We start from the raw sequence: 25,753 nt of genomic DNA, 5'->3' as shown, positions 1-25,753 counted from the left end.
CCCTACCCGGAGAGATGGAAATTGCCGGAGGTGCCGTAGATGGCCAGCGACATCAGCAGCGTCACCATGACGACCGCGATCAGCGAGGCCCGCACCGCATTGCCTACCGCCACACCGACACCGACCGGTCCGCCCGCGGCGTTGTAGCCGTAGTAGGTGTGGATCAGCATGACGGCCATGGCCATGAAGATCGCCTGGGCGAAGGACCAGAGGATGTCGCTGGGGATGAGGAAGGTCGAGAAGTAGTGGTCGTACACACCGGCCGACTGGCCGTAGATCACGACGGTCGAGAAGCGCGAGGCGATGAACGACGCGATGACCGCCAGCGAGTACAACGGGATGATGGCGATGATGCCCGCCAGCATGCGGGTGCCCACCAGGAAGGGGACGGGCCGGATGGCCATCACCTCCAGGGCGTCGATCTCTTCGGAGACGCGCATGGCCCCCAATTGTGCCGTGGTACCGGCCCCCAGCGTCGCCGCCAGGCCGATGCCCGAGATCACCGGCGCCGCAATGCGAACGTTGATGAAGGCGGCGAAGAAGCCGGTCAGCGCCTCGACGCCGATATTGCCGAGCGAGCTGTAGCCCTGCACGGCGATGGTGCTGCCGGCCGCCAGCGTCAGGAAGCCGACGATCACGACGGTGCCGCCGATCACGGCCAGCGCGCCTGTGCCCATGGAGATCTCGGCGATCAGGCGAATGGTCTCGGTCCGGTAGTGCACCAGGGCCTTGGGGACCGAGCCGATCGAGCGCGCGTAGAAGACCGCGTGCTTGCCGATCGAGTCGAGGGCCGCGGAGAAGCGCCGAAAACGGTTGGCTACCTTCGGGAAACGACTTTGGATCACGAAAGCCATCTGATCACCGCGCCGTGAACTTGATGCCCGCGGCGGTGACCACGACGTTAATCACGAACAACGCCATGAAGGCGAAGACGACGGTCTGGTTGACGGCGTCGCCGACGCTCTTGGGACCGCCCTTCACGTTCAGGCCCAGGTAACAGGCGACCAGTCCGGCGACGAGTCCGAACAGCATGGCCTTGATCTCGGAGAGGACGAGCTCCGGGAGGTGGGTCAGCAGGGTGAGCCCGTTGACGAACGCGCCGGGGTTCACGCCCTGCAGGAAGACCGAGAACAGGAACCCGCCCAGGATGCCGATGGCCGACACCAGACCGTTGAGCAGGAGGGCGACCAGCATGGAGGCCAGCACACGCGGAACCACAAGGCGCTGAACCGGATCGATGCCGAGCACCTTCATGGCGTCGATCTCTTCGCGAATGGTGCGCGCGCCCAGATCCGCGCAGATGGCGGTCGCGCCCGCGCCGGCCACAATGAGCACCGTGACCATCGGGCCGATCTGGGTGATGGTGCCGAACGCCGCGCCCGCGCCGGACAGGTCGGCGGCGCCGATCTCCCGGAGCAGGATATTGAGGGTGAAACTCACCAGGACGGTGAATGGAATCGCCACCATCAAGGTGGGGAACATGGACACCCTGGCGATGAACCAGGACTGATCGATGAATTCCCGTCGCTGGAACGGGGGCCGTACCGCGGCGCGAGCGACAGCACCGGCGAGTTCGAAGAACCCTCCGACCGCCCGCAGCGGTACGGCAAGGACTTCATTCATTCCCGCTATTCCTCCTGCCCCTGCCTAGCTATAGCAACCGAGATCTGAATGTGATCTCGGTCCCGCTCGAAGATTAGAACACGTTCTCATACGGTTCGGGAAGGTTTCGACGGTTTGAACAGGCAATCTTTCTGAACTTGCGTCCAGTTTTGAGAACAGGTTCACGTCAGCCTAACCACCACAGGTATGCCGCATTGTGAGGCGACACACATAGTTGTCCCTTTTCTTACCAACGATCGATCTCGTGATCAACCGCAGCCGCCGGGGGCCGGGCCGTGTCTTCAGGAACCCACGACCCCCGGACGGGGACACCGAGGCCAGTCTCAGCCCAGATCCTTCAGCGAGGAGGCGGAAAACGTAGCGTCCGAACCGCGTTCGGAGAAATAGCCGCCCAGGGTCGCGGCCAGGCCCTCGCGGGTCCACTCGCCCTCGGCGTCGAAGCGCTGCTCCACCACCGGAGCCGCCATCAGGGCCACCATCGGGCCGTAGACGACGAACAGCTGACCGCTGATCGCCTCGGCCGCCGGCGAGGCCAGGTAGGCCACCAGCCGCGCGACGTGATCGGGCGAGAGCGGGTCCGGACCCTGGTCGGGAGCCGCGGAGAAGACCTTCTCGGTCATGGCCGTCCGCGCTCGCGGCGCGATGGCGTTGGCGCGCACGCCGACCGACTCCAGCGCCCGCGCGGCCGAGAGTGTCAGCGCGGTGATGCCGGCCTTGGCCGCACCGTAATTCGCCTGCCCGGCCGGGCCGAGCAGACCGGCCTCCGAGGAGGTGTTGATGATGCGCCCATAAACGGGAGCACCCGTCTCCTTGTACTTGCCACGCCAGAAGGCGGCCGCATTGCGGGTCAAAAGGAAATGCCCGCGCAGGTGGACCGCGACGACCGCGTCGAAATCCTCATCGGACATGTTGAACAACATCTTGTCCCGGGTGATCCCGGCATTGTTCACCACGATGTCCAGCCCGCCGAAGGTCTCCTCGGCGGTGCGGATCAATGCGTCGGCCGTCGCGCGCTCGGCAATACTGCCGCCCACGAACTCCGCCTTGACGCCCAGCGCTCGGATGTCGGCGAGGGTTGCGCTCACCGCGTCGTTCTCGGCAAGGTCGTTGACGATGACCGACGCGCCGGCCCGGGCCAGCTCGAGGGCTTCGGCCCGGCCCAGCCCGGCGCCCGCGCCGGTGACGATGGCAACCCGGCCCGAAAGACTTACATCAGAATCGCTCACCGGGCCGACTCTAGAACGTGTTCCACCCGACGGGCAAGCGTGCGCTCAGACCAGCTTCAATGCCGCCTTGGGGCACTGGGCCACGGCGGACTCGATATCGCGACGGTTGGCCTCGGTGACCTCGGCCTCGTTGACGTGCAGGTTGTCGTCGTCATCGAGATCGAAGACGTCAGGGGCGATTCCGACACAGATTCCGTTGGCTTCGCACTGATCGAAATCGACGATCACCTTCATAGTTCTCTCCTTAACCACAGGTTCTTCCCGAGCCTAACAAGCGGACCGGTGGTCAGAACAGCAAAGTAGCCCTAACCGGAACGAATACTGGAACATGTTTCACTTGCGTGCGATGATCGGCTGAACCGAGAAACGAAGGCTAGAGGTACTGCTATGCGTATCGCCTACACGCCGCAACAGGAACAGCTGCGTGCCGAGCTGCGTGACTATTTCACCCGCCTCATCACTCCCGAACGGCGGCAAGCGCTTTCGGCGCAGACCGGAGAGTACGGCGAGGGCAACGTCTACCGCGAGGTGGTCGAGGAGATGGGTCGCGACGGCTGGCTCGCCCTCGGCTGGCCCAAGGAGTACGGCGGCCAGGACCGCTCCACCATGGATCAGCTGATCTTCACCGACGAGGCCGCCATCGCCGGCGCCCCGGTGCCGTTCCTGACCATCAACTCGGTGGCGCCGACGATCATGCACTACGGCACCGAGGAGCAGAAGAAGTTCTTCCTGCCCAAGATCGCCGCCGGCCGGCTGCACTTCGCCATCGGCTACTCCGAGCCGGGCGCCGGCACCGACCTGGCCTCGCTGCGCACCTCCGCGGTCCGCGACGGCGACGACTGGATCATCAACGGACAGAAGATGTGGACCTCCCTCATCGCCTACGCCGACTACGTGTGGCTCGCCGCCCGCACCGACCCGAACGCCAAGAAGCACAAGGGCATCTCGATGTTCATCATGCCGACCACGGCAGAGGGCTTCTCCTGGACGCCGGTGCACACCATGGCCGGGCCCGACACCAGCGCCACCTACTACCAGGACGTGCGGGTCAAGCACTCCGACATGGTGGGCCCGGAGAACGGCGGCTGGGCGCTGGTCACCAACCAGCTCAACCACGAGCGGGTCGCGCTGACCTCGTCCGCGCCGCTGGCCCTGGCCGTCGCGCAAGTGACCGAGTGGGCCCGCAACACCAAGACCGCCAACGGCGCCCGGGTCATCGACCAGGAATGGGTACAGATCAGCCTGGCCCGCATCCACGCCAAGGTCGAGTACCTGAAGCTGACCAACTGGGAGATCGCCTCGCGCGCCGACGCCGGCGGCGACGCCGCCCCGCGCCCGTGGGACGCCTCCGCCACCAAGGTGTACGGCACCGAACTGGCCACCGAGTCCTACCGCGCGCTGATGGAGATCCTCGGCCCGCAGGCCTACCTGCGCCAGGACTCGGCGGGCTCGCAGCTGCGGGGTCGCCTGGAGCGCATGCACCGCGCCTGCCTGATCCTCACCTTCGGCGGCGGCACCAACGAGGTGCAGCGCGACATCATCGCCATGACCGCCCTCAAGCAGCCCGCCGCCGCGCGCTAGCTGTGTCCGATAGCGATGTGAGCGGGCCCTCCGTGGTTACGCAAGCTGCCTCCTCCGGGCCTGACGCTCACATCGCGCGAAACCAAGGTAACCATCATGGATTTCACCCTCACCGAGGCGCAGCAGGATCTCGCCCGCCTCACCGCCGAGGTCACCGGCAAGCTGGTCACCGCCGACCGGCTGCGTGAGCTCGACCGCAACACCGACGCGTCGGGCAACCCGACCCTGCGCTTCGACGAATCGCTGTGGAGCTCGCTCGCCGAGACCGGCGTGCTGGCCGCGGCCCTGCCGGAGACAGTGGGCGGCAGCGACTTCGGTGTGCTGGAGCAGACCGCCATCCTGCGCGAGATCGGCAAGTCCGTCGCGCCCGTGCCGTACCTGTGGTCGATCGTGCTCGGCGCCGGCGCGCTCGCGCAGTTCGGCTCCGCGGCCCAGCGCGAGCTGGCCGCCCAGGCCGCGCGGGGCGAGATCATCCTCACCGCCGCGCTGAGCGAGGAGCGCAACTGGGAGCCCACCAGCCCCGTCACCACCGCGATGGCGGGCGACGGCTGGCAGCTGACCGGTCTCAAGACCACGGTGCCCTTCGCCCGCCAGGCGGCGCGCATCCTGGTGTCCGCCAGCGTCGACGGCTCCCCGGCGGTCTTCCTGGTCGACCCGTCGCACGCCTCGGTGCGCGTCGAGGACCAGATCGTCACCGACCGCTCCCCCGAGGCCGAGGTCGAATTCGCCGGCACCCCCGCCGAGCTGGTGGGCACCGTCGACCAGGGCGCCGAGATCCTGACCTGGCTGCTGGAGCGCGCCTGGCTCGGCCTGGCCGCCACCCAGCTCGGCGTGGTCGAGAAGGGCCTGGAACTGGTCGCCGACTACGCCCGCGAGCGCGAGCAGTTCAATCGCAAGATCGGCAGCTTCCAGGCCGTGGCCCAGCGCCTGGCCGACGCCTACATCGACGTCCAGGGCGTGCGCCTGGCCGTGCAGCAGGCGGCCTGGCGACTCGCCGAGGGCCTGCCCGCCGCGGCCGAGGTCCACACCGCCAAGTTCTGGGCCGCCGAGGCGGGCCACCGCGTCGCCCACACCGTGGTGCACGTGCACGGTGGCGTCGGTATCGACCGCGACCATATCGTGAACCAGTACTTCACCGCCGCCAAGCACAACGAGTTCGCCCTCGGCGGCGCCACCGACCACCTGCGCGCACTCGGGTCGCTGCTGACCGACGCTGCGCAGTAACAACTCTCGGAGACTCGGCCGAACCCTGCACTGCGGCCGACGGCGAGGCGGTGGCTCCCATACCGGCCACCACCTCGCCGTTTTTCTTTGTCCGGGAACGGTTTACGGCACCAGCGGACCGGCGAGCACCCGCTCCCCCGCCGCCCAGTTGCCCTGCCAGGTCAGCGCCGCATCGTTGGAGGGCTTGCGCTGCCACAGCGCCAGCAGCAGATCCGAAGCGGTGCCGGAGATTTCGGCGACCGGGGTGCCCGGGCCGTAGGTCCAGCTCTCACCGGTATCGGTGGCGCGGACCCTGACCGCCACCTCGGGCTCGCTCGCCAGCCCACGCTGAATCATGCGCGGCGCGAACAGCTCGAAGACCTCCGCGATGCCGTCGGCGGCCTGCGCCGGATCGAATTCCTCCGTGATGCCGAGCGCGTTCTTGCCGTCCCACACGTGCATGAGGGTCTCCTGGGCGCGGCGGCGCTGCCAGAACCCGACCGTGCGCGGCAGCAGCTTGGTGAAGGTCCAGGCCGGGGTCTCCGGGGCGACCGCCACCGCCTCGAGCAGGGCCTGCACCGTCTCGTCGTACCAGGCCCGCAGCTCGACGGGATCCTTCGGAGCGGGTTCGCCCCGGTAGTCGCCGCGGCCCTCCCGGATACCGGTGACCACCCACAGATTGCCCTGGCCGACATGGTCGACCAGGTCGTAGAAGGTCCAATCCCCGCAGCTGGGAACCGGTGCGGCCAGATCGGCCCCCGGCGTGATCAGCTCTCCGAGCTCGCTCAATTTCTCGCGCAAAATGGCCACGAAATCCATGCGGCCCACGCTAACCAGCGAAAACTCGGCCTGCCAGCCATATGCGGCCGGTCGAACACGAAATCCGGCCGAACATCAGGATTCGACTTCACGGACGGAGGAGATGCGCTCACCCACCGGGTCGTGATGATCCGTCGACGGTTCCAGTTCGTACAGCAGGGCCTCGCCGCGCGCGTCGTCGCGGATCGCGCGGCCCAGTTCGGCCGCGGCCCGGTAGTGGGCCGGGGTGCGCAGGACGTGGCGGATCCCGCGGGCGATGCGCTGCGGGGTCGCGGTGCGCGGCACCGTGATTCCGGCATGGTGGGCGCGGACGCGCGCGGCATTGTCGGCATTGTCGCGGCCGTGCGGCAGGACCACGACCGGGAGGTCGGCGGCGAAGGACTTCATCAGGGTGCCGTGGCCGCCGTGGGTGACGACCAGGCTGGCATGCCGCATGATTTCGCGGTGCCCGGCCGAGCGCAGCACCGTCACGTTCGGCGGGGCGCGCAGCTCGTCCGGGTCGACGGCGGGGCCGGTGGTGATGACGCCGCGCACCGGGAGCTGGCCCAGGGCGTCGGAAATGCGCTGCAGGCAATCGGTTTGGCGTTGAAAGGTGGTGGACAGCGCGACCAGGACGAGCGGGTCGCCGCCGTCGGTCTGCGTCCACGTGGCGCCCTCGACCCAATCCGGCTCGTCGAGGATCGGGCCGACCCAGCGCACCCCGTCGGGGCCCTGCCCCGGGAAGTCGAACGCCGCACTGGACAACACCAGCTGCCGGCGCGCCAGTTGCGCCTGATCCTGATAGTGGGCCAGCCGCTCCAGCCCGAAATCCGTGCGCAGGACATTGAGCTTCGGGAGCAGTTCCTCGTCCCAGCGCCGCTGCACCAGCGAGCCCACCACCCGGTCGCGCAACCGGCCCAGCGGCCCGTGCGCCTGGCCGAAGCCGGAACCCGGCGGCGGGCCACCCTCCACCGGCAGCGGGTAGATGCCGGGGATGAGCACCGAGAAGGGCACCTCACAGGCCTGCGCCGCAACCATGGCCCCGAAGGCGAAGAAGGAGGCCAGCACCAGATCGGGTCGCTCGGCATCGATTTCGTCGGCGGTGTCGCGGGCGAATCCGGCCCCCGCGCGCAGGCGCAGCCGTGCGCCCGTGGCCGTCACCGCGCCGGTGAGCGATTCCTCCGCCAGCACGGTCACCCGATGGCCACGCCGCACCAGACGACGCACCACACCCAGCTCCGGTGGAACCGTTCCGCCGCTTCCGGTGAGGGCGACCAGGTAGCTGTGAGTCATCGGGCACCTCCCCCAGTCACTCTTGCACGACCGATGAGTTTTCCGCACCCGCTTCGTCCCCATCAGTACATCGAATGAGAGGGATCGACCCGCCATGCCGAGCAAGATGATCTTCATCAATCTGCCCGTCGCCGACCTGGACCGGTCCAAGCGCTTCTACGAGGCCGTGGGCTGGAAGGTGAACCAGGACTTCACCGACGGCAATGCCGCCTGCATCGTGGTCGACGACAATATCTGCGTCATGCTGCTGACCCGCGACTTCTTCACCACCTTCGGCACCCGCCCCCTCGGCGACACCCGCGGCACCGTCAACGGTGTCTACGCCCTGGCCCTGTCCAGCCCCCACGAAGTGGACAGCCTCGTCGAAGCGGCCCTCCAGGCCGGCGGCACCGAAGAACTCAGCCCCGACCGCCGCGCCCAGGAAGCCGAGGTGGGCATGTACAGCCGCACCTTCCTCGACCTCGACGGCCACCAGTGGGAGCCCTTCCACATGGCCTACCCCGCCTGACCGCCGATCGGCAGCTTCCTGCCATCCGATGAAGTGTCGGTTCACCCGGGTGCCAACCAGGGTGAACCCATGGCTTTCAACGTTGCAGACTTGTTCGAGCACGCCGTCGACGCGGTTCCGGACCGGATCGCCCTGATCTGCGCCGACCGGCACCTCACCTACCGCGAACTGGACGAGCGGGCCAACCGGCTCGCGCACCACCTGGCCGCCCGCGGCATCGGCGCGGGCGATCACGTCGGCGTGTAGGCACGCAATTCGGCCGAGGCCCTGGAAACGATGCTCGCGACCTACAAACTGCGGGCGGTGTCGGTGTGCGTCAACTACCGCTATGTGGCCGACGAGGTGCGCTACATCGTCGAGAACGCCGATCTGCAGGCCCTTGTCCACGAGGCGCAGTACAGTGCCGTCGTCGCCGAGGTCCAGGCTGCGGTGCCGTCCGTGACCGAGGTGCTCGCGATCGGACCCGACTACGACGCGGCGCTGGCCGCGCAGTCCCCGGACCGCGATTTCGGTCCGCGCAGCGGCGAGGACCTGTACATCCTCTACACCGGCGGCACCACCGGCATGCCGAAGGGCGTGATGTGGCGGCACGAGGACGTCTGGCGGACGCTCGGCGGCGGCATCAATCATGTGACCGGCGAGTATGTCTCGGACGAATGGGAATTGGCCGCCTCCGCGAAGTCCGCGCCGACCGGAATCGTCATGGCTCCGCTCTCGCCTCTCATCCACGGCGCCGCGCAGTGGGCGGCATTCATCGCCCTGAACTCCGGTGGCACCGTGGTCTTCGTGCCACAGTTCGATGCGCACGAGGTGTGGCGGGTAGTCGAACGACACCGGGTCAATGTGCTCACCGTGGTCGGTGATGCCATGGCCAAACCGCTGCTGGAGGCGTATCACGAAGGGCACTACGAGGTTTCGTCCCTGTGGGCGTTCAGCAGCCACGCCGCGCTGTTCTCGCACTCGCTCAAACAGCAGTACCTCGACACCTTCCCGAACCTGTTCATCACCGACGTGATCGGCTCCTCGGAGAGTGGCAGCACCGGATTGTCCGTGGTCACCAAGGATTCCGACCACACGCAGGGCCCGCGGGTGAAGTTCAGTGCGCAGGCCGTCCTGCTCGACGACGACGGCAACCTGGTCGAACCCCGGCCGGGCGCGGTGGGCCGGATGGCGCGGACCGGGCACGTGCCGCTCGGGTATTACAAGGATCCCGAGAAGACGCGGTCGATCTTCGCCGAGGTGGACGGCAAACGCTATGTGGCGCCGGGCGATTACGCGCGCTACGAGGCCGACGGCACCGTCACCCTGCTCGGGCGCGGCTCGGAGTGCATCAACACCGGCGGCGAGAAGGTGTTCCCGGAGGAGGTCGAGACCGCTCTCAAATCCCATCCGGAGGTCTTCGACGCCCTGGTGATCGGCATTCCGCACGATCGCTTCGGACAGGCCGTGGCAGCGGTGGTGCAGCCGCGGCCGGGAGCCGCGCTCGCGCTCGGTGAGCTCGACGCGCACCTGCGCACCATGATCGCGGGATACAAAGCGCCCCGGGGGTATTGGCTGGTCGACCAGGTCATGCGGCAGCCCAGCGGCAAGGCGAACTATCCCGCCGCCAAACGGTATGCGGCCGAGCACGCCGAAGAGATGCGCAGTCCCCGCTGACCGGGTGCGGTCAGCGCAACAGCCCGAGGTCACGCACCCGCACCCCGAGCTGGAATCGGGTGCTGACCTCGAAGCGGGCCATCAGCTGCGCGACATAGCGGCGGTAGGTGCGTAGCGACACCCCCAGCGCCCGCGCCGCCGTCTCGTCCTTCGCTCCGGCGTGCAGCTGCTCGACCACCGCGAGCGCCACCGCGTCCAGCCCGCGCTCCCCCAGCTCCAGGTGATCGCGGAGCTGACGCGCGGAATGCCAGGTGCGGACGGCGAATTGGTGTACCACGCCGAGCAGCGCCGGTTCGGCCACCAGCAGGCCGCGCGGTTGCTGCCCGGGCGCGGCCGACCACAGCGCCGCCCGCTCGCGATCGACGATCAGCACATTGCAGAAGTCGGTGTCGGTAACCCGGATCTGCGAGCCGACCGCGAACTGCCGCAGCACCGACTGCCGTCCGCGCACGCCCACATAGGCGGCCGACAGCAGCAGCCGGACCTGCTTGCCGGCGGCGTGCAGCTGCCGGAAAACCGTGTCCTCCGAACGGTATTCGGTCTCCGGTCGGACGGGGCGGGCGATGGCCATCACGGCCTCGTGGCGCACCCCCACCAGCATGCGGCGCAGATTCTCCGCCCACAGCTCGTCCGCGTGCAGCTCTACCGTCATCACGCACCTCTCGTGAACACCTGTGGGAGAGCATATTTCGTCCCGGCCGACGGGTTCCACGAACACACCGCCGTGGTCCGCGACCCGGGCACCGGCGAGATATCAGTGTTCCGGATGGACCGCATGCGCTGGGTGTCACCCAAAACGGGTGAGTCGCCGATCTTGACCGGTGGTGGCGCCGACCGTGAGGGTAGGGGAACCGGCTAGTTCGTGCGGAGCCTCCGATCAACGGCGATCAGCGACGGCCACCGATGTCCTCCGTCTTTCGACGGAGGTTGCGCGCCAAGCCGGTCCGCGGGCCGGAGTTCACCGTCGTCCGAGATGTGGACGGAGCGGGACCGGCCCGCGGAACACCACCGGAGCACGGCGACGGCCGTGACGAGCCCGCCCTAGTTCGAGCCCAGCTCCATGGGCAGGCCGAACAGCGGGAAGAGCTTCTCGGTGTCGAGGAAGAAGGTGAGACCGGAGATGCGGTCACCGTCGAGTTCGAGAGTGGTGATGGACCACGGGATCCAGCGGCCGGGCTCGTCACCCGGCTTGTAGTGGCCGAAGGCGGGTAGCCCGTTGGCGCCGGCCAGCGGGACCAGGCGGGAGTCGCGGCACGCGTGGCCGGTGCCGAGCATGAAGGCGGCCACGTTCTCGGGACCGGAGATCCACAGCGAGAACGGCGGCATGGACAGGGCCACATCGGCTTTCAGCAGGTCGGTGAGGGCGTCCATGTCGTAGGCCTCGAAGGCCTTGACGAAATCGTCGACGAGTTTGCGCTGCTGCTCGTTGCTCTCGTCGAAGGGGTCCGACACCGTGGCCGTCTCCTGCACCTTCGACATGGTGGCGCGGGCCCGCTGCAGCGCGCTGTTCACCGAGGCCGGGGAGACATTGAGCATGTCGGCGGTCTCGCCCGCCGAGAAGCGCAGCACCTCGCGCATGATCAGGATGGCGCGCTGACTGGCCGGCAGATGCTGCACCGCCGCGACGAAGGCCAGGCGCAGCGTGTCCTTCGCGCTGGCGGCCTCGGCCGGGTCGGCGCCGAAGGCGAGGGCGTTCGGAATCGGTTCCACCCACACGTAATCCGGCTCCGGCGGGGGCAGCTGCGAATCGGGGGTCGAGGGACCGTTGAGATCCATGGGTCTGGCGCGCCGTTGCGGACCGTCCAGCATGTCCAGACAGACATTGGTGGTGATCTTGTACAGCCAGGACCGCAGACTGGACCGGCCCTCGAAGGAGTCGTAGGACTTCCACGCCCGCGTGAAGGTCTCCTGCACCGCGTCCTCGGCTTCGAACGAGGACCCGAGCATTCGATACGCGTAGGCGCACAGCTCCCGCCGATACCCCTCGAAAGATCGCAGTACATCGTCGGAAACGGTGCCGCCCACCTTCTCGCTCATGCCAGACAGCGTCGCACAGCCCACCGACAAGAAACACCCGCGAAAAGGCTGGTGCCCGTCTGCGATCGCAGACGGGCACCGGCACACACCACGAGCTGAGCCGCGTTACTTGGTGTTCGAGGCCTCGGCGTGGTGGTCGGCCTCGCGGGCCTCGGTCTGCGCCTTGGCCCACTTGTAGTCCGGCTTGCCCGCGGGCGAGCGCTTGATCTCGTCCACGAACCACAGGCTGCGCGGCATCTTGTAGGAGGAGATCTCCTTGACCAGGGTCGGGCGCAGCTCCTCCAGCGTCGGGCGGGCGCCGCCGCGGCACTGCACGACCGCGACCACCCGCTGGCCCCAGCGCTCGTCCGGCACGCCGACCACGAGCGCGTCGAAGATCTCCGGGTGCGCCTTGAGCGCGCCCTCGACCTCTTCGGGGTAGATCTTCTCGCCACCGGAGTTGATGGACACCGAGCCGCGGCCCAGCATGGTGACGGTGCCGTCCTCCTCCACCCGGGCGAAGTCGCCGGGGATGGAGTAGCGAACGCCGTTGAACACCTTGAAGGTTTCGGCGGTCTTGACCGGGTCGTTGTAGTAGCCGAGCGGAATGTTGCCGGTCCGCGCCAGCATGCCGACCTGGCCGGAGCCGGGCGCGACCTCGGTGCCCTCCTCGTCGATCACCTTGGTGGAGCCGTCGATCTTCACCCGCGGTCCGCCGGTGTGCGTGGCGCCCTTGGCCGCCACGGCCAGACCGCCGAAGCCGGTCTCCGAGGAGCCGATGGAGTCGGTGATGAGCGCGTTCGGGAAGTTCTCGATGAACTGGTCCTTCAGTGCGGGCGAGAACAGCGCCGCGCTGCTGGCCAGCACCCACAGGCTCGAATGCTGGTATGCCTCACCGGTTTCCGCATTGCCCTCGGCCAGCGCGTCCAGCATCGGACGGGCCATGGCATCGCCGGTAATGAAGATCATGTTGACGCCGTGCCGCTGAATCGCCTGCCACACACCGTGTCCGCTGAACTCCGGCAGCATGACGGCCTTGCCGCCGTCGAACAGGCTGTGCAGGGTCGCGGTGAACGCGCCGCCGTGGATCAGCGGCGGAATCGGGTAGCGCACCATCGGCGAGTTGCCGCTCGCGCCGCCCTTGGACTGCTCCCACTCGTCCTGGATGAATTCACCGGTGTAGAAGTTGATGCCGCCGCCGAGGACGCGCCACCAGTCCTCCTGCCGCCACATGACGCCCTTGGGCATGCCGGTGGTGCCGCCGGTGTAGATCATCATGATGTCGTCGGAGGAGCGCTCGCCGAAATCGCGCTCGCCGCGCGAGCCGGCCAGTGCCGCTTCGTATTCCACCGCGGTCGGGGGCAGCGGCAGGTCGGTGCCGTCCTCGACGGTGACGACCGCCTTGATCTTCGGCACGTTCGGCAGCACATTGGCCACCTTGTCGCTGTACCGCCGCTCGTGAATGAGCGCGACCATATCCGAGTTCTCGAAGATGTACTGCAACTCGTTCTCGACGTAGCGGTAGTTCACGTTGATCATGACTGCCCGCGCCTTGAAGATGGCCACCATGGCCTCCACGGCCTCAATGGTGTTGCGCGAGTACACGCCGACCTTGTCACCCGGCTGCACACCCTGATCCTGCAGGAAGTGCGCCAGCCGGTTGGCTCGGTCCTCGAGCTCGGCGTAGGTCACCGAACGAGCGTCGTCAACCAGCGCGACACGTTCCGGCATGAGGTCGATGGTGTGCTCGACAAGGTCCGCAATGTTGTAGCTCACTGCTTCAAAATAGAACGTGTTCTTGTGTGTGACAAGCCACAGATTCGGCTTTGGTCCAGCGACCCGATGTGCCCCCTGTCACACCCTACGGCGACTTACGCTGAATTGGAACAGATGCGAAAGGGCGCGACCCACTCACCGGGGCGCGCCCTTTCCAACCGGCCGCGAAGCGCTTCTTCGTGGCCGGATTTCTGGAACTAGTTCTACGACCGACTCAGTACCCTGCGGCCGACTCAGTGCCCCTGCGACTCGATCAGCGGACGCAGCGCCTCGAACTGCGCCACGTCGCGGACACCCACGAGCATCATGGTGACGCCGGCCTGCTCCCACACCTTCAGCTGCTCACGCACCTGCGCCTCGTTGCCGATGATGGTGGTGTCGAGAATCAGCTCGTCGGGCACGACCGCCGCGGCCTCCTCCTTGCGGCCGGTGCGGAACAGCCGGGTGATCTCGTCCACCTGCTCGCCATAACCCATGCGCCGGTACACCTCGGCGTGGAAGTTGAGTTCCTCGGCGCCCATGCCGCCGATGTAGAGCGCCATGAACGGGCGCAGCCGATCCAGTTCGGCCTTGGGGTCGTCGGTCAGGATCACCTGCGCGGTGGCGGCGATCTCGAAGTCCTCGCGCGAGCGCCGCGCGCCCGGGCGCGAGAAGCCCTCGTCGAGCCATTCGTTGTACATGTCGGCCAGCCGCGGCGTGTAGTAGATGGCCAGCCAGCCGTCCGCGATCTCCGCGGTCAGTGCCACGTTCTTGGGGCCCTCCGCGCCGAGCCAGATCGGCAGGTCCGCGCGCAGCGGGTGGGTGATGGGCTTGAGCGGCTTGCCGAATCCCGTTGCGCCCGATCCGGAGTAGGGCAGCGGGTAGTGCGGGCCCGCACTGGTCACCTTGCCCTCGCGGGCCAGCACCTGCCGCACGATCGAGACGTACTCGCGGGTGCGGGCCAGCGGCTTGGCGAACGGCTGCCCGTACCAGCCCTCCACCACCTGCGGCCCCGAGACGCCGAGCCCGAGGATGTGCCGGCCGCCGCTGAGGTGGTCGAGGGTCAGCGCGGCCATGGCGGTGGCGGTCGGCGTGCGCGCCGACATCTGCACGACGGAGGTGCCCAGCCGGACCCGGCTGGTGTCCGAGCCGTACCACGCCAGGGGCGTGAAGGCGTCCGATCCCCAGGACTCCGCGGTGAAGATGGCGTCGAAGCCGGTCTCCTCCGCGGCCAGCACCAGTTCCCGGTGATTGGCGGGCGGCTGCGCGCCCCAATATCCCAGTTGCAAACCAAAGCGCATTTCCATGTCCTTCCTAGAACATCCGGGGCCGGTCGTCAGGGCCGCAGCCCGTACTCTTGCCACCGTCACTAGAACCTGTTCTACTCGATCACGTGACTCTGGGGAACACCGAAATACTGTCCGCACCGCTGCGGATGCAATTCGACTACACCCGCTCCACCGGTCCGATCATCGGTCGCTTCCTCACGGAACTGCGATCCGGCAAGGTCGTCGGGGTGCGGGGTTCCGATGGGCGCGTGATCGTGCCGCCCGCGGAATTCGATCCGGCTACCGGCGAGGCGCTGTCGGAGTTCGTCGGCGTGTCCGACGTCGGCACCGTCCAGACCTGGTCGTGGGTGGCCGAGCCGCTGCCCGGCCAGCCCTTCGACCGGCCCTTCGCCTACGCGCTGATCAAGCTGGACGGCGCGGACACCGCCATCCTGCACGCGGTGGATGTGGCCTCCCCGGCCGACATCGCCACCGGTATGCGGGTACGGGCACGCTGGGCCGCCGAGCGCACCGGCGACATCCACGACATCGCGGCCTTCGAACCGGGTGAGACCTCCACGGCCCCGGACGATTCCGCGAGCGACCTGGAACCGGTGACCGGCATCGTGACCCCGGTCGACTTCTCCATCAAGCACACCGCCGCCCCGCAGGAGGCCGTCTTCCTGAAGGCGCTCACGGAGGGCCGCCTGCTGGGCGCCCGCGCCCGGATGGACGGCAAGGTGTACTTCCCGCCGCGCGGCGCCGACCCGCGCGACGGCTCGCCGACCGACGACTACGTCGAGGTGTCCGACAAGGGCATCGTGACCACCTTCTGCATCGTGAACGTGCCGTTCATGGGCCAGCGCCTCAAGCCCCCGTACGTGGCGGCCTACGTGCTGCTCGACGGCGCCGACATCCCCTTCCTGCACCTGGTGCTGGGCGTCGAGGCGAGCGAGGTCCGGATGGGTATGCGAGTGGAGGCGGTGTGGAAGCCGCGCGAGGAGTGGGGCCTGTCCATGGCCAATATCGACCACTTCCGGCCCACCGGTGAACCCGACGCCGACTACGACAGCTTCGCGCACCACCTGTAGAGAGGCGCTGAACCACCTTGAACCACAAGGCAACTGACATCGCGGTCGTGGGCTTCGCGCACGCGCCGCACGTGCCGGAGACCTTCGGCACCACCAATGGCGTCGAGATGCTCGCGCCCTGCTTCCAGGAGCTGTACGCCAAGCTCGGCATCGGGGTCTCCGACATCGGCTTCTGGTGCTCCGGTTCCTCGGACTACCTTGCCGGACGCGCCTTCTCGTTCATTTCGGCCATCGACTCCATCGGCGCGGTGCCGCCGATCAACGAGTCGCACGTGGAGATGGACGCGGCCTGGGCGCTGTACGAGGCGTGGGTGAAACTGCGCTCCGGACAGGCCGAGACGGCCCTGGTGTACGGCTTCGGCAAGGCCTCGGCCGGTACCCTGCGCCAGATCCTCACCCTGCAGACCGACCCGTACCTGGTCGCGCCGCTGTGGCCGGACTCGGTGTCCATCGCCGGCCTGCAGGCCCGCGCGGGCCTGGACTCGGGCCGCTGGACCGAGGCGGACATGGCCGCGGTGGCCGCGCGCAGCACCGGCTCCGACGCCGAAAAGCTGCTGGCCGCACCGAAGGTCGCCGATCCGTTCCGGGCCCATGACATCGCGCCCATCACCGACGGCGCGGCCGCCATCGTGCTGGCCGTGGGCGACCGCGCCCGCGAGCTGTGCGAGCGTCCGGCCTGGCTGACCGGAATGGCCCACTACATCGACACCCCGGTGCTGGGTGCGCGCGACCTGACGGTCTCGGCCTCGGCCAAGAAGGCGGCCGACGCCCTCACCGGCGGCGACGCGAGTGGCTTCGACATCGCCGAGCTGCACGCGCAGTTCAGCCACGAGGAGCTGATCCTGAAACAGGCCATCGGCCTGAACGGCACCACCCGGATCAATCCGTCCGGCGGTCCGCTGTCGGGCAATCCGATGTTCGCCGCGGGCCTCGAGCGCATCGGCTTCGCCGCCACCGAAATCATCAACGGCACCGCGAATCGCGCACTGGCCCACGCCAGTTCGGGCCCCGCGCTGCAGCAGAACCTGGTTGCCACCCTGGAGGCACGATGACTTTCCCCGCCGCGGTGCTCGGCACCGGACAGACCCATCACGTGACCAAACGGTCGGATGTATCCATGGGGGGCATGGTCCGCGAGGCCATCGACCGCGCCCTGGTGGACTCCGGCCTGACCATGGCCGATATCGACGCCGTGGTGGTCGGCAAGGCGCCCGACTTCTTCGAGGGCTCCATGATGCCGGAGCTGTTCCTCGCGGATGCCCTGGGCGCCACCGGAAAACCGCTGCTCCGGGTGCACACCGCCGGTTCGGTGGGCGGCTCGACCGCGATCGTCGCGGCCAACCAGGTGCAGGCCGGCGTGTACGGCAAGGTGCTGGCCATCGCATGGGAGAAGCAGTCGGAGTCCAACGCCATGTGGGCGCTGTCGAATCCGGTGCCGTTCACCATGCCGGTCGGCGCGGGCGCGGGCGGCTACTTCGCCCCGCACGTGCGCGCCTACATCCGCCGCTCCAACGCCCCGCTGCACGTGGGCGCCATGGTCGCGGTGAAGGACCGCCGCAACGGCGCGCGTAATCCGTTCGCGCATCTGCACCAGCCCGACATCACCCTGGAATCGGTGATGTCCTCCCAAATGCTGTGGGACCCCATTCGTTTCGACGAGACCTGCCCGTCCTCGGACGGCGCCTGTGCCATCGTGATCGGTGACGAGGCGTCCGGCAAGGCCGTGGAGGCGCAGGGCAAGAAGGTGGCCTGGGTGCACGGCACCGCCATGCGCACCGAGCCGCTCGCCTACGCCGGCCGCGACCAGGTCAACCCCAAGGCCGGTCGGGAAGCCGCCAAGGCGCTGTGGAAGCAGGCCGGGATCACCAACCCGCTCGAGGAGATCGACGCGGCCGAGATCTATGTCCCCTTCTCGTGGTTCGAGCCCATGTGGCTGGAGAACCTGGGCTTCATGCCCGAGGGCGAGGGCTGGAAGCTCACCGACGCCGGGGAGACCGCCATCGGCGGGAAGCTGCCGGTCAACCCCTCCGGCGGCGTGCTCTCCTCCAACCCGATCGGCGCCTCCGGCATGATCCGCTTCGCCGAGGCCGCCAAGCAGGTCATGGGCCGGGCCGGCGACTACCAGGTGGAGAACGCCCGCAAGGCCTACGGCCACGCGTACGGCGGTGGCTCGCAGTACTTCTCGATGTGGGTCGTCGGGAGTGAGCAGCCGTGACCACCACGACCGAACACCCGGCCCGGGTAGCGGGCACGGCGTCGCAGGCCGCGGTGCGGGCGAAGAACAAGGAGGCCTGGGTGGCGCTGTTCGCCGCCGACGGGATCGTGGAGGACCCCATCGGGCCGTCCTTCTTCGATCCCGAGGGCGTCGGGCACCGCGGCGCGGAGGCCATCGCGGCCTTCTGGGACAAGGCGATTGCCCCCACCGAGTCCATCGAGTTCCTCTTCGACGACTCCTTCGCCTGCGGTCGTGAGGTGGCCTACACGGGCCGCATCCGCACCACCATGAGCGGTCATATCGTCGACGCGGAAGGCGTCTTCACCTACAAGGTCGACGAGGACGGGAAGATCCTTGCCCTGCGCGCCTTTTGGGAGACCGAGCGCGCCATGTCGACGATGAAGAAGGCCTAGGCCCTCGGCCGGCTACGAAAGACGAAGCGGGCGACTGGATTCATCCAGTCGCCCGCTTCCTTTTTCTCCGCCCCGAGGAGTGAGAGGGGGAACGGGGCGGATCAAATCATCTGCGGCTCAGTGCTTCACGGGGCAGGTCTTGTAGTCGACCTGGAATTCCTTGATGCCGTTGAGCCAGCCGGACTGCAGCCGTCGCGGATCTCCGAGCTTGGAGATGTCGGGCATGTGGTCGGCGATGGCATTGAAGATGATCTCGATCTCGAGCCGGGCCAGGTTCGCGCCGATGCAGAAGTGCGCGCCGGTGCCGCCGAAGGACAGGTGCGGGTTCGGATCACGCAGGATATTGAAGGTGTACGGATCCTCGAACACCTCCTCGTCGAAGTTGGCCGAGCGGTAGGACAGCACGACCCGCTGCCCCTTCTTGATCTGCACGCCGCCGACTTCAACGTCCTCGAGCGCGGTGCGCTGGAACGAGCTGACCGGGGTGGCCCACCGGATGATCTCGTCGGCGGCGGTCTTGGGCCGCTCCTTCTTGAAGAGCTCCCACTGGTCCGGGTTCTCCATGAACGCGATCATGCCGTGCGTGGTGGCATTGCGGGTGGTCTCGTTGCCCGCGACGGCCAGCATCATGACGAAGAAGCCGAATTCCTCCGGCAGCAGCGCCTCGCCGTCCATGTCGGCATTGATGAGCTGGGTGACGATGTCGTCGGCCGGGCAGGCCCGGCGGGCCTCGGCCATTTGGTACGAGTAGCCGAGGATCTCGGTGGAGGCGACCACCGGGTCGGCGTCGCTGTCCGGATCGTCGTAGCTGGTCATGTCGTTGGACCACTTGAACAGCTTCATGCGGTCTTCCTGCGGCACGCCGATCAGTTCGGCGATGGCCTGCAGCGGCAGCTCGGCGGCCACCTGCTCGACGAAGTCACCGGTACCGGAGTCGGCGGCGGCCTTCACGATGGCCTCGGCCCGGGCGGTCAGCTCGGCCCGCAGGCCGTTGATGACGCGCGGGGTGAAGCCCTTGGAGATGATCTTGCGGAGCTTGGTGTGCTCCGGGGCGTCCTTGTTCAGCAGGACGAAGCGCTGCAGATCGATCTGCTCGCGCGTGATGTCGTCCTGGAACCGCGGGATAGCGGTGTTCTCATAGGTGGAGAACACGTCGTCGCGCCGCGAGACGGTCTTCACGTCGGCGTGCTTGCTGAGCACCCAGAAGCCGTCGTCGGTGAAGCCCCCGACCTCCGGCGACTTGGGGTTCCACCAGATGGGGGCGCTGCGGCGCAGTTCGGCGAGTTCTTCGACCGGGACCCGGTGCGCCCACATTTCCGGGTCGGTGACATCGAATCCATCCGGCACATCGGGCCGGGCTGCAGTGTCGACCACCAGCAGTCTCCTTTGACCAACTGAAACACGTTCTACCGCTATTGAAGCACAGGAGGTAAAACAAGAGAAGGGACTAGGTATTGGTCCGGAACAGGCTTACGTTACTGGTTGTGAACTCGTTGCAGTTCTAATCCGGAAGGAAAGACATGGGTACTCCCGTCATCGTCGAGGCCGCCCGCACGCCCATCGGCAAGCGCAATGGCTGGCTGGCCGGCCTGCACGCCGCCGAGCTGCTGGGCGCGGCACAGCAGGGCGTGCTCGAGCGCGCGGAACTGAATCCGGCGCTGGTCGAACAGGTCGTCGGCGGCTGCGTCATGCAGGTCGGCGAGCAGGGCAATAACGTCACCCGCACCGCCTGGCTGCACGCCGGGCTGCCGTGGCAGACCGGTGCGGTCACCATCGACAACCAGTGCGGTTCGGCGCAGCAGGCCGCGGGCCTGGTGGCCGGTCTCATCTCCACCGGCGCCATCGAGGTCGGCATGGCCTGCGGCATCGAGTCGATGAGCCATGTTCCGTTGGGCGCCAACGTCGGAACGCACGCCGGCCCGCGCCGGCCCGCGTCCTGGAACATCGACATGCCCAACCAGTTCGAGGCCGCCGAGCGAATCGCCAAGCGGCGCGGCATCACTCGCGACGATGTCGAGGAGCTGGGCGCGCGCTCGCAGCGACTGGCCGCGCAGGCGTGGGCGGAGGGCCGCTTCGACCGCGAGGTGCTGACCATCAAGAACGCGCCGCAGGTCGACAAGGAGGGCAACCTCACCGGCGAGTTCGCCGACATCAGCCGCGACCAGGGTCTGCGCGAGACCACCCGCGAGGGCCTGGCGAAGCTGAAGCCGGTGCTGGAGGGCGGAATTCACACCGCCGGCACCTCTTCGCAGATCTCCGACGGCGCGGCCGCGGTGCTGCTCATGGACGAAAAGGCCGCGCAGCGTGAGGGATTGCGCCCGCGCGCCCGCATCGTGGCGCAGTGCCTGGTGGGCGGCGAGCCCGAATTCCACCTGGATGGTCCGGTGCAGGCGTGCGAGCGACTGCTCGAGCGCAGCGGCATGAGCATCTCCGACATCGACTTGTTCGAGATCAACGAGGCTTTCGCGTCCGTGGTGCTGTCGTGGGCCTCGGTGCACAAGCCGGATTTCGATCGCGTCAACGTCAATGGCGGCGCCATCGCGCTCGGCCACCCGGTCGGCAGCACCGGATCCCGCTTGATCACAACGGCTTTGCACGAGCTGGAGCGCTCGGACAAGACCACCGCCATGGTCCTGATGTGCTGCGGCGGCGCCCTCGCGACGGGCACGATCATCGAACGCATCTAGTCCCTCAATGATTTTCGGCCAGGTTGAACGTTCATCCTGCTGGCCGCAAAACGTGGCGTACGCCACATGATCAGCGGCGCAGACAGGAAGATGAGACGTCAGCTATCTTATGGCTACCCGTGGCCCGTCCGGGAAGAGCCTCGCGACGGGCCAGAACCGGGGCTCTTAAGCGCTTGGCAAGAACCGTAGGGTTAGCCCGCAAACGCCCAAGCCACAGCGGGTGAAGCGGATGACCGCCTAGAAGCTTCAAGGAAATCGCGAATCAGGCGTAGGTTTTCAGTTACTGAGCCGCTAATATCAATGATACGTATCCGAGATAACGACTGTTAGTACAGCGAAGGGAATTGGGCGGCTCACAATGGCTGATTTCGCGGCGCGGCTGAACAAGCTGTTCGAAACCGTGCATCCCCCGGGGCGTAAGCCGCACACGAACGCAGAGGTGGCGGCCGCCTTGACGGCATCCGGCCATCCGATCTCGAAACCGTATCTGTCGCAGTTGCGGTCGGGACAGCGCACGAACCCGTCGGATGAGACGGTGGCAGCGTTGGCAAAGTTCTTCAAGGTCAAGCCGGACTACTTCTTCAACGACATCTATGCGGCGAAGATCGATCACGATCTCGAGCTGCTGTCCCAGCTGCAGGGCTACGGACTCCGTCGTCTGTCGAGTAGGGCGTTCGACCTGTCCGAAGAATCTCAGAACCTCCTCACCTCTATGGCGGAGAAGTTGCGGGCAAGCGAAGGACTGCCCGAAATTCCTCCGGACGGCACGGAATAGGCACTGCCACAGAGCAACACAGTGCGGCTAGCTCGGAGGCCGCACTGTGTTGGTTTGTTACAGGGCTTGCTCCAGCCTGGACATGGACGGGTCACCGGCACCGCTTGCAGGGCAGTGCCGGTGACCCGTCGAACCATTCGGTTCGAGTGAAGGATGTTGCACCGGTCTCAGCGTGCTGAGGCCATGTGGCGTAGACCCCTGCGCTGGTGCAGTATGCACAAACCTGGCATAGCACCAACTGGGCGAGTCCGGTCGGTCCAATGAGTTGTTTTGTGCACTATGTCGTTTTGTGCACTGTGGATGTTTCGGCCCCCAATGCATCATCCGCGACAAGCAAGAGTGACAACATCTACTGACAAGCAAAGTCCCGTACTGCGCACGACGGGTTCGATGAGACGAAACCTCGGATACGAAGTCTCATCGTGCAGAGCCCGCCGGAATGCCACGCCCTTGGCAATCGCGCGCGGTACGGGACTTGCGCATTTGCGACAAGATCGCAATTGAGTCAGTGATCTCCGCGTGATCAAGTTCGGAGCCCAGCGAGGGGTAATACGCGGATCCGCCCGAATAGTAATGGAAAAGTAATGACTACCGTTGCGCAGAGCCCCGAATCGTGCTCGGCGACGCGGCCGCCGTCGCGTCGTAGGCGCGGGCGATGGCCTGCACCCAGCCACGCGGACTGACCCCCGCCGGCGGCGAGATCCAGCGACCGTCGATCACCACCTCGCCGAACGGATTCCGCGACCACTCGGCCACCCGCCGCGCGCGCTCGGCCACCGAGACCGGCGGCGCCCCCGCCGCGGCCAGCTCCACCCCGCCACCGGACTGCAGATAGAGCGCGTCCATGATCTGCGCGACCTGATCGGAAGCCTTGAGCTGAGTGCCCGATCCGGTCTGCTCGTGCGCCACCACCTCCGGGAAGCGCGCGATCAGCACCCGGTGCAGGGTGTGAATCTGCTTGAGCAGCACCCGGGCTCGCCACCACAGCTCGATCACGATCCACACCGCACCGATGGCGATGAGCATGGCCGCGATCTGCCACATCGGCCAGAACCAGCCCGCGTCGCCGGGCTTCGGCAGCGGCTCGTCACCCCGCTCGCGGCGAATCGACATCGCCGTCAGCACACCGACCACCGCGGTACCGGTGGTGTAGAGCGCGATGCCGCGGCCCAGCGTGGTCCAATCCAGGTTGCGCACACCGGTAATCACGATGAACACGCACTCCAGCAGCACGATCACCCAGCCGAAGGTCAGCGACCAGAGCAGCGTGAGAATCATGGCGATCGCGCCGCCGGCATAGATCATCATGCCGATCTGCCGCAGATTTCGACGCGACACCACCGGCCACGCCGCGGCCGCCACCACCGAGGTGGCGGTCGCGAACATGATCCACGCCGCGGTGACCACCCGGTCGCCCAGCCACTGGCCGTGCACGCCACCCGGCGCAGAATGGTCAACGGCCAGAGCGATTTCCGGCACGCCGACGGTCACCGCCAGCGCCACCGCGGCCACCGCGATCACGATCGCGACCCGCGCGGTGGTCGCCGGTTTCACCAGCACGCGCCCGACGCGTGCACCCGAGGCCATCCACACCAGCATGGCCGTCACCCAGAAGGTCATGCCGCATCCCCTGACTCGGTCATCCCAACGCCTCATCGAATCGAAGGACCGAGACGCCCGCGCCCCGGCTGTTGAACACGCGCAGGCGGGTCATGAGCATGCTCGCGAAAGTCTCTGCCTCCCACTCGCATTGCTCGTCGTCGCCCAGATCGATGGCCTTCTGATGCGCGCGCTGGCTGAGCATGTAGGCGATGAGATCGTCGCTGGCCTCCAGCACCACCTCGGTCGCCGCCTCGCCCGGATGGTCGAAGACGATGTGCCCCAGCTCGTGCGCCAGGGTGTGCTCACGACTGGGCAGCGACTGCGCCAGCACGATCACATCCCGGTCCGGATAGCTGCGGCGCTGGCCGCACACGCCCGGACCCAGTTGGGCACTGGCGATCTCGATGATCCGCCGCCGCTCCGCCGAGATGGCGAGCACCACCTCGTCCAGGTCGGTGGCGTCGAAATCGGCGGCCACCGCGCACACCGCGTCCACCGCGGCGGCCACCCGGCGGTAGGACCCGATGCTATGAGCCTTGCTCCCGGTCATCGCGGTCCCCTCATACCCTCGGTCCGAAGAAAGCAGCGCGCGCGGCATCGACGCGCGCCTGGGCCGCGGACGCGCTCTGGAAGCTCACCACGCCCGAGCCGGTGCCCACCAGCGCCAGGGCGATCAACCCGCCGATCACCGACAGTGGCTTCCACGGCGGCAGCGGGGTGTTGTTCGAGGTCGGCTTCACCTCCGGATTCGGCTGGGCCAGAACGGGAGCGGGTGCCGGCGGAGGCGGTGGCGCGGCAGGTGCGACCTCCGGCTCGGGCAGCGCGGCCGCCGGGGCCACGACGGCGGGCAACTGCGGCACGGCCGGGGGCTGCGGAATCTCCAGCGGCACCGGCGGCACCGCGGGTGCGGCGGGTGGCGGGATCAGCAACAGCAGCAGTGGCGAGGCGCAGACCGCGGCGGAACCGAGCCCCGCCGAACCGAGCCCCGCCGAACCCACCGCGGCCGATCCGAGATCGGCCGAACCCGCGGCGGAACCCGCGCCGGCCGAACCGACACCGGAACCCGTCGCGGCCGAACCCGCACCGGAGCCGGCCGAGCCCAGGCCGGTGAGCGCACCGACCGCGGAACCCACACCGGCGGAACCGATCCCGGCGGAACCGACCGCGGCCGAACCGGTGCACAGCGCGGCCAGCCCGGCCGAACCTGTTGCGGCCGAACCCGTGCCGAGCAGCACGCCCAGCAGCGCGGAACCGGTGCCCACGCCCGCCGAGCCGACGGCCGCCGAACCCAGGCCGAGCACGCCCGCGGTCCCGAGACCGGCGGAACCGACTGCGGCGGAACCGGTTCCGAGCACGGCCGAACCTGTGGCGGCCCCGGCCGAGCCGGTGCCCGCGACGGCGGAACCCGATCCCGCACCGGCAGAACCAGTTACGGCAGACCCGATGCCCAGGGCCGCGGAGCCGGTACCGCCCAGCACGGTGCCCAGTCCGGCCGAACCGACCGCGGCCGAGCCGACACCGGCAGAACCGGCACCGGCGGATCCGGTTCCGAGCGCGAGCAGTATGGACAGCAGATCCTGCGGCCCGGCCACCGGGGTGACGTCCACGCCGGTGAGACCGATGCCGCCACCGCCGGGCTGCGGACGAGTGGCATCGATTGGCTGAGGTTGCGTGACGGCGGGCGCCTGAGCTTGCGTGACGGCGGGCGCGGGCAGGGTCGGATCCTGGCCCGCGGGTACGGGATCGAGCGGGATGCCCCCCGGCTGCGCATCGGCAACCGCGGGCGCGAGCAGCGCCGAACCGGTGACAGCTGCGATCACTGCCACCAGGCGCATTGCACGATCGACGATCATGCGACAGCCATCCCCTCATCAGATACCGCGCGCTTGGCTTCCTCCGCACCAGGGGTACGGAATCCCGCTCCGCACCAGGCAGATCGGGACAGGTCTCGAGCTCACACTGTCGCCCCGATTGCCGGACCGTTGCGGAACGCGGCCATCGTACCGGTCACGACGGCAATCCGCGCAAGTCCCCGATTGCATT

Annotated in this window: 23 protein-coding genes and 1 pseudogene; 10 read left to right on the top strand and 14 right to left on the bottom strand. The window is 67.7% G+C overall.

Going from position 1 to position 25,753, the window contains the following annotated elements; translation table 11 throughout:
• Positions 1 to 2 precede the first annotated feature (2 nt).
• The 4 genes from ACWEQQ_RS16220 to ACWEQQ_RS16205 all read right to left on the bottom strand — a co-directional run bounded on the left by ACWEQQ_RS16220 (position 3) and on the right by ACWEQQ_RS16205 (position 3,083).
• Entirely contained in the window at positions 3 to 854 is an 852-nt protein-coding gene (locus ACWEQQ_RS16220; protein ID WP_452338245.1) for an MlaE family ABC transporter permease, read from the bottom strand.
• A gap of 4 nt (positions 855 to 858) precedes the next feature.
• Positions 859 to 1,623, bottom strand: coding sequence for an MlaE family ABC transporter permease (locus ACWEQQ_RS16215; RefSeq protein ID WP_452338246.1), 765 nt, complete (start codon positions 1,621 to 1,623; stop codon positions 859 to 861).
• 323 nt (positions 1,624 to 1,946) lie between these two features.
• Positions 1,947 to 2,849 carry a 3-oxoacyl-ACP reductase gene (locus ACWEQQ_RS16210; protein WP_364606228.1) on the bottom strand — a complete coding sequence of 301 codons (903 nt, stop codon included), beginning with the start codon at positions 2,847 to 2,849 and terminating at the stop codon, positions 1,947 to 1,949.
• Between the two features lie 45 nt (positions 2,850 to 2,894).
• Positions 2,895 to 3,083, bottom strand: a complete 189-nt coding sequence (locus tag ACWEQQ_RS16205) for a ferredoxin (RefSeq protein WP_040854753.1) — start codon at positions 3,081 to 3,083, stop codon at positions 2,895 to 2,897.
• Positions 3,084 to 3,236: 153 nt separating this feature from the next.
• On the opposite strand from ACWEQQ_RS16205, the gene ACWEQQ_RS16200 reads away from it, so the two are divergent.
• Both ACWEQQ_RS16200 and ACWEQQ_RS16195 read left to right on the top strand, forming a co-directional pair.
• Positions 3,237 to 4,430, top strand: coding sequence for an acyl-CoA dehydrogenase family protein (locus ACWEQQ_RS16200; protein WP_379383118.1), 1,194 nt, complete (start codon positions 3,237 to 3,239; stop codon positions 4,428 to 4,430).
• A 96-nt stretch (positions 4,431 to 4,526) separates the two neighbouring features.
• Positions 4,527 to 5,654, top strand: a complete 1,128-nt coding sequence (locus ACWEQQ_RS16195) for an acyl-CoA dehydrogenase family protein (protein ID WP_452348755.1) — start codon at positions 4,527 to 4,529, stop codon at positions 5,652 to 5,654.
• Between the two features lie 102 nt (positions 5,655 to 5,756).
• On the opposite strand, the gene ACWEQQ_RS16190 is transcribed toward ACWEQQ_RS16195, so the two are convergent.
• On the bottom strand, positions 5,757 to 6,452 hold the full coding sequence (locus ACWEQQ_RS16190; RefSeq protein WP_452348754.1) for a maleylpyruvate isomerase family mycothiol-dependent enzyme: 696 nt from the start codon (positions 6,450 to 6,452) through the stop codon (positions 5,757 to 5,759).
• 75 nt (positions 6,453 to 6,527) lie between these two features.
• Positions 6,528 to 7,724, bottom strand: coding sequence for a glycosyltransferase (locus tag ACWEQQ_RS16185; protein ID WP_452348753.1), 1,197 nt, complete (start codon positions 7,722 to 7,724; stop codon positions 6,528 to 6,530).
• Between the two features lie 94 nt (positions 7,725 to 7,818).
• Here ACWEQQ_RS16185 and ACWEQQ_RS16180 point away from each other — a divergent pair, with 94 nt between their 5' ends.
• Positions 7,819 to 8,232, top strand: a complete 414-nt coding sequence (locus ACWEQQ_RS16180) for a VOC family protein (protein WP_452348752.1) — start codon at positions 7,819 to 7,821, stop codon at positions 8,230 to 8,232.
• A 69-nt stretch (positions 8,233 to 8,301) separates the two neighbouring features.
• Positions 8,302 to 9,888, top strand: a pseudogene (locus ACWEQQ_RS16175) (acyl-CoA synthetase).
• A 10-nt stretch (positions 9,889 to 9,898) separates the two neighbouring features.
• Here the strand turns inward: ACWEQQ_RS16175 and ACWEQQ_RS16170 are convergent.
• The 4 genes from ACWEQQ_RS16170 to ACWEQQ_RS16155 form a co-directional block, all read right to left on the bottom strand.
• Positions 9,899 to 10,540: a hypothetical protein gene (locus ACWEQQ_RS16170; protein WP_452348751.1), complete on the bottom strand. Its 642-nt coding sequence runs from the start codon at positions 10,538 to 10,540 to the stop codon at positions 9,899 to 9,901.
• A 389-nt stretch (positions 10,541 to 10,929) separates the two neighbouring features.
• Positions 10,930 to 11,925, bottom strand: coding sequence for a sigma-70 family RNA polymerase sigma factor (locus tag ACWEQQ_RS16165; protein ID WP_452338253.1), 996 nt, complete (start codon positions 11,923 to 11,925; stop codon positions 10,930 to 10,932).
• 105 nt (positions 11,926 to 12,030) lie between these two features.
• Positions 12,031 to 13,680, bottom strand: a complete 1,650-nt coding sequence (locus ACWEQQ_RS16160; protein WP_452348750.1) for an acyl-CoA synthetase — start codon at positions 13,678 to 13,680, stop codon at positions 12,031 to 12,033.
• A 233-nt stretch (positions 13,681 to 13,913) separates the two neighbouring features.
• Positions 13,914 to 14,960 carry an LLM class F420-dependent oxidoreductase gene (locus ACWEQQ_RS16155; RefSeq protein ID WP_452338255.1) on the bottom strand — a complete coding sequence of 349 codons (1,047 nt, stop codon included), beginning with the start codon at positions 14,958 to 14,960 and terminating at the stop codon, positions 13,914 to 13,916.
• 92 nt (positions 14,961 to 15,052) lie between these two features.
• Here ACWEQQ_RS16155 and ACWEQQ_RS16150 point away from each other — a divergent pair, with 92 nt between their 5' ends.
• The 4 genes from ACWEQQ_RS16150 to ACWEQQ_RS16135 are packed head-to-tail and all read left to right on the top strand — an operon-like array spanning position 15,053 to position 18,646.
• On the top strand, positions 15,053 to 16,018 hold the full coding sequence (locus tag ACWEQQ_RS16150; protein ID WP_452348749.1) for a Zn-ribbon domain-containing OB-fold protein: 966 nt from the start codon (positions 15,053 to 15,055) through the stop codon (positions 16,016 to 16,018).
• Positions 16,019 to 16,035: 17 nt separating this feature from the next.
• On the top strand, positions 16,036 to 17,070 hold the full coding sequence (locus tag ACWEQQ_RS16145; protein WP_452348748.1) for a thiolase domain-containing protein: 1,035 nt from the start codon (positions 16,036 to 16,038) through the stop codon (positions 17,068 to 17,070).
• Positions 17,067 to 18,233 (top strand): thiolase domain-containing protein, encoded by a 1,167-nt coding sequence (locus tag ACWEQQ_RS16140; RefSeq protein WP_452338257.1) that lies wholly within the window; start codon positions 17,067 to 17,069, stop codon positions 18,231 to 18,233. Before ACWEQQ_RS16145 ends, ACWEQQ_RS16140 begins: the two co-directional genes overlap by 4 nt.
• Positions 18,230 to 18,646, top strand: a complete 417-nt coding sequence (locus ACWEQQ_RS16135) for a nuclear transport factor 2 family protein (RefSeq protein ID WP_379398124.1) — start codon at positions 18,230 to 18,232, stop codon at positions 18,644 to 18,646. The genes ACWEQQ_RS16140 and ACWEQQ_RS16135 overlap by 4 nt, the downstream gene beginning before the upstream one ends.
• Before the next feature lie 117 nt (positions 18,647 to 18,763).
• Here ACWEQQ_RS16135 and ACWEQQ_RS16130 read toward each other — a convergent pair whose 3' ends face one another.
• Positions 18,764 to 19,960, bottom strand: coding sequence for a cytochrome P450 (locus ACWEQQ_RS16130; protein WP_452338318.1), 1,197 nt, complete (start codon positions 19,958 to 19,960; stop codon positions 18,764 to 18,766).
• 206 nt (positions 19,961 to 20,166) lie between these two features.
• On the opposite strand from ACWEQQ_RS16130, the gene ACWEQQ_RS16125 reads away from it, so the two are divergent.
• Both ACWEQQ_RS16125 and ACWEQQ_RS16120 read left to right on the top strand, forming a co-directional pair.
• Positions 20,167 to 21,333: a steroid 3-ketoacyl-CoA thiolase gene (locus ACWEQQ_RS16125; RefSeq protein WP_452348747.1), complete on the top strand. Its 1,167-nt coding sequence runs from the start codon at positions 20,167 to 20,169 to the stop codon at positions 21,331 to 21,333.
• A 358-nt stretch (positions 21,334 to 21,691) separates the two neighbouring features.
• Positions 21,692 to 22,108: a helix-turn-helix domain-containing protein gene (locus ACWEQQ_RS16120; protein ID WP_011207048.1), complete on the top strand. Its 417-nt coding sequence runs from the start codon at positions 21,692 to 21,694 to the stop codon at positions 22,106 to 22,108.
• 588 nt (positions 22,109 to 22,696) lie between these two features.
• On the opposite strand, the gene ACWEQQ_RS16115 is transcribed toward ACWEQQ_RS16120, so the two are convergent.
• Genes ACWEQQ_RS16115 through ACWEQQ_RS16105 form a run of 3 tightly spaced genes read right to left on the bottom strand, consistent with a single transcriptional unit; the run spans position 22,697 to position 25,563 of the window.
• Complete coding sequence (locus ACWEQQ_RS16115; RefSeq protein ID WP_452348746.1) at positions 22,697 to 23,728, bottom strand: hypothetical protein; 1,032 nt, start codon at positions 23,726 to 23,728, stop codon at positions 22,697 to 22,699.
• A gap of 19 nt (positions 23,729 to 23,747) precedes the next feature.
• Positions 23,748 to 24,260, bottom strand: a complete 513-nt coding sequence (locus tag ACWEQQ_RS16110; protein ID WP_354831205.1) for an ImmA/IrrE family metallo-endopeptidase — start codon at positions 24,258 to 24,260, stop codon at positions 23,748 to 23,750.
• Positions 24,261 to 24,270: 10 nt separating this feature from the next.
• Entirely contained in the window at positions 24,271 to 25,563 is a 1,293-nt protein-coding gene (locus ACWEQQ_RS16105) for a hypothetical protein (RefSeq protein WP_452348745.1), read from the bottom strand.
• Positions 25,564 to 25,753: the final 190 nt, after the last annotated feature.

The organism is Nocardia sp. NPDC004123, assembly GCF_053603795.1.
The sequence above is the reverse complement of the archived record's forward strand: the minus strand, read 5'-3'. Positions and strand labels throughout refer to the sequence as shown.

Excerpts from the sequence above, each read along its gene's own strand:
- ACWEQQ_RS16215 (WP_452338246.1), bottom strand. The coding sequence starts at position 1,623 with ATGAATGAAGTCCTTGCCGTACCGCTGCGGGCGGTCGGAGGGTTCTTC.
- ACWEQQ_RS16185 (WP_452348753.1), bottom strand. The coding sequence starts at position 7,724 with ATGACTCACAGCTACCTGGTCGCCCTCACCGGAAGCGGCGGAACGGTT.
- ACWEQQ_RS16220 (WP_452338245.1), bottom strand. The coding sequence starts at position 854 with ATGGCTTTCGTGATCCAAAGTCGTTTCCCGAAGGTAGCCAACCGTTTT.
- ACWEQQ_RS16190 (WP_452348754.1), bottom strand. The coding sequence starts at position 6,452 with ATGGATTTCGTGGCCATTTTGCGCGAGAAATTGAGCGAGCTCGGAGAG.
- ACWEQQ_RS16115 (WP_452348746.1), bottom strand. The coding sequence starts at position 23,728 with ATGACCTTCTGGGTGACGGCCATGCTGGTGTGGATGGCCTCGGGTGCA.
- ACWEQQ_RS16155 (WP_452338255.1), bottom strand. The coding sequence starts at position 14,960 with ATGCGCTTTGGTTTGCAACTGGGATATTGGGGCGCGCAGCCGCCCGCC.
- ACWEQQ_RS16120 (WP_011207048.1), top strand. The coding sequence starts at position 21,692 with ATGGCTGATTTCGCGGCGCGGCTGAACAAGCTGTTCGAAACCGTGCAT.
- ACWEQQ_RS16195 (WP_452348755.1), top strand. The coding sequence starts at position 4,527 with ATGGATTTCACCCTCACCGAGGCGCAGCAGGATCTCGCCCGCCTCACC.
- ACWEQQ_RS16130 (WP_452338318.1), bottom strand. The coding sequence starts at position 19,960 with ATGTGGGCGCACCGGGTCCCGGTCGAAGAACTCGCCGAACTGCGCCGC.
- ACWEQQ_RS16125 (WP_452348747.1), top strand. The coding sequence starts at position 20,167 with ATGGGTACTCCCGTCATCGTCGAGGCCGCCCGCACGCCCATCGGCAAG.
- ACWEQQ_RS16165 (WP_452338253.1), bottom strand. The coding sequence starts at position 11,925 with ATGAGCGAGAAGGTGGGCGGCACCGTTTCCGACGATGTACTGCGATCT.
- ACWEQQ_RS16200 (WP_379383118.1), top strand. The coding sequence starts at position 3,237 with ATGCGTATCGCCTACACGCCGCAACAGGAACAGCTGCGTGCCGAGCTG.
- ACWEQQ_RS16170 (WP_452348751.1), bottom strand. The coding sequence starts at position 10,540 with ATGACGGTAGAGCTGCACGCGGACGAGCTGTGGGCGGAGAATCTGCGC.
- ACWEQQ_RS16110 (WP_354831205.1), bottom strand. The coding sequence starts at position 24,260 with ATGACCGGGAGCAAGGCTCATAGCATCGGGTCCTACCGCCGGGTGGCC.
- ACWEQQ_RS16140 (WP_452338257.1), top strand. The coding sequence starts at position 17,067 with ATGACTTTCCCCGCCGCGGTGCTCGGCACCGGACAGACCCATCACGTG.
- ACWEQQ_RS16105 (WP_452348745.1), bottom strand. The coding sequence starts at position 25,563 with ATGATCGTCGATCGTGCAATGCGCCTGGTGGCAGTGATCGCAGCTGTC.
- ACWEQQ_RS16180 (WP_452348752.1), top strand. The coding sequence starts at position 7,819 with ATGCCGAGCAAGATGATCTTCATCAATCTGCCCGTCGCCGACCTGGAC.
- ACWEQQ_RS16205 (WP_040854753.1), bottom strand. The coding sequence starts at position 3,083 with ATGAAGGTGATCGTCGATTTCGATCAGTGCGAAGCCAACGGAATCTGT.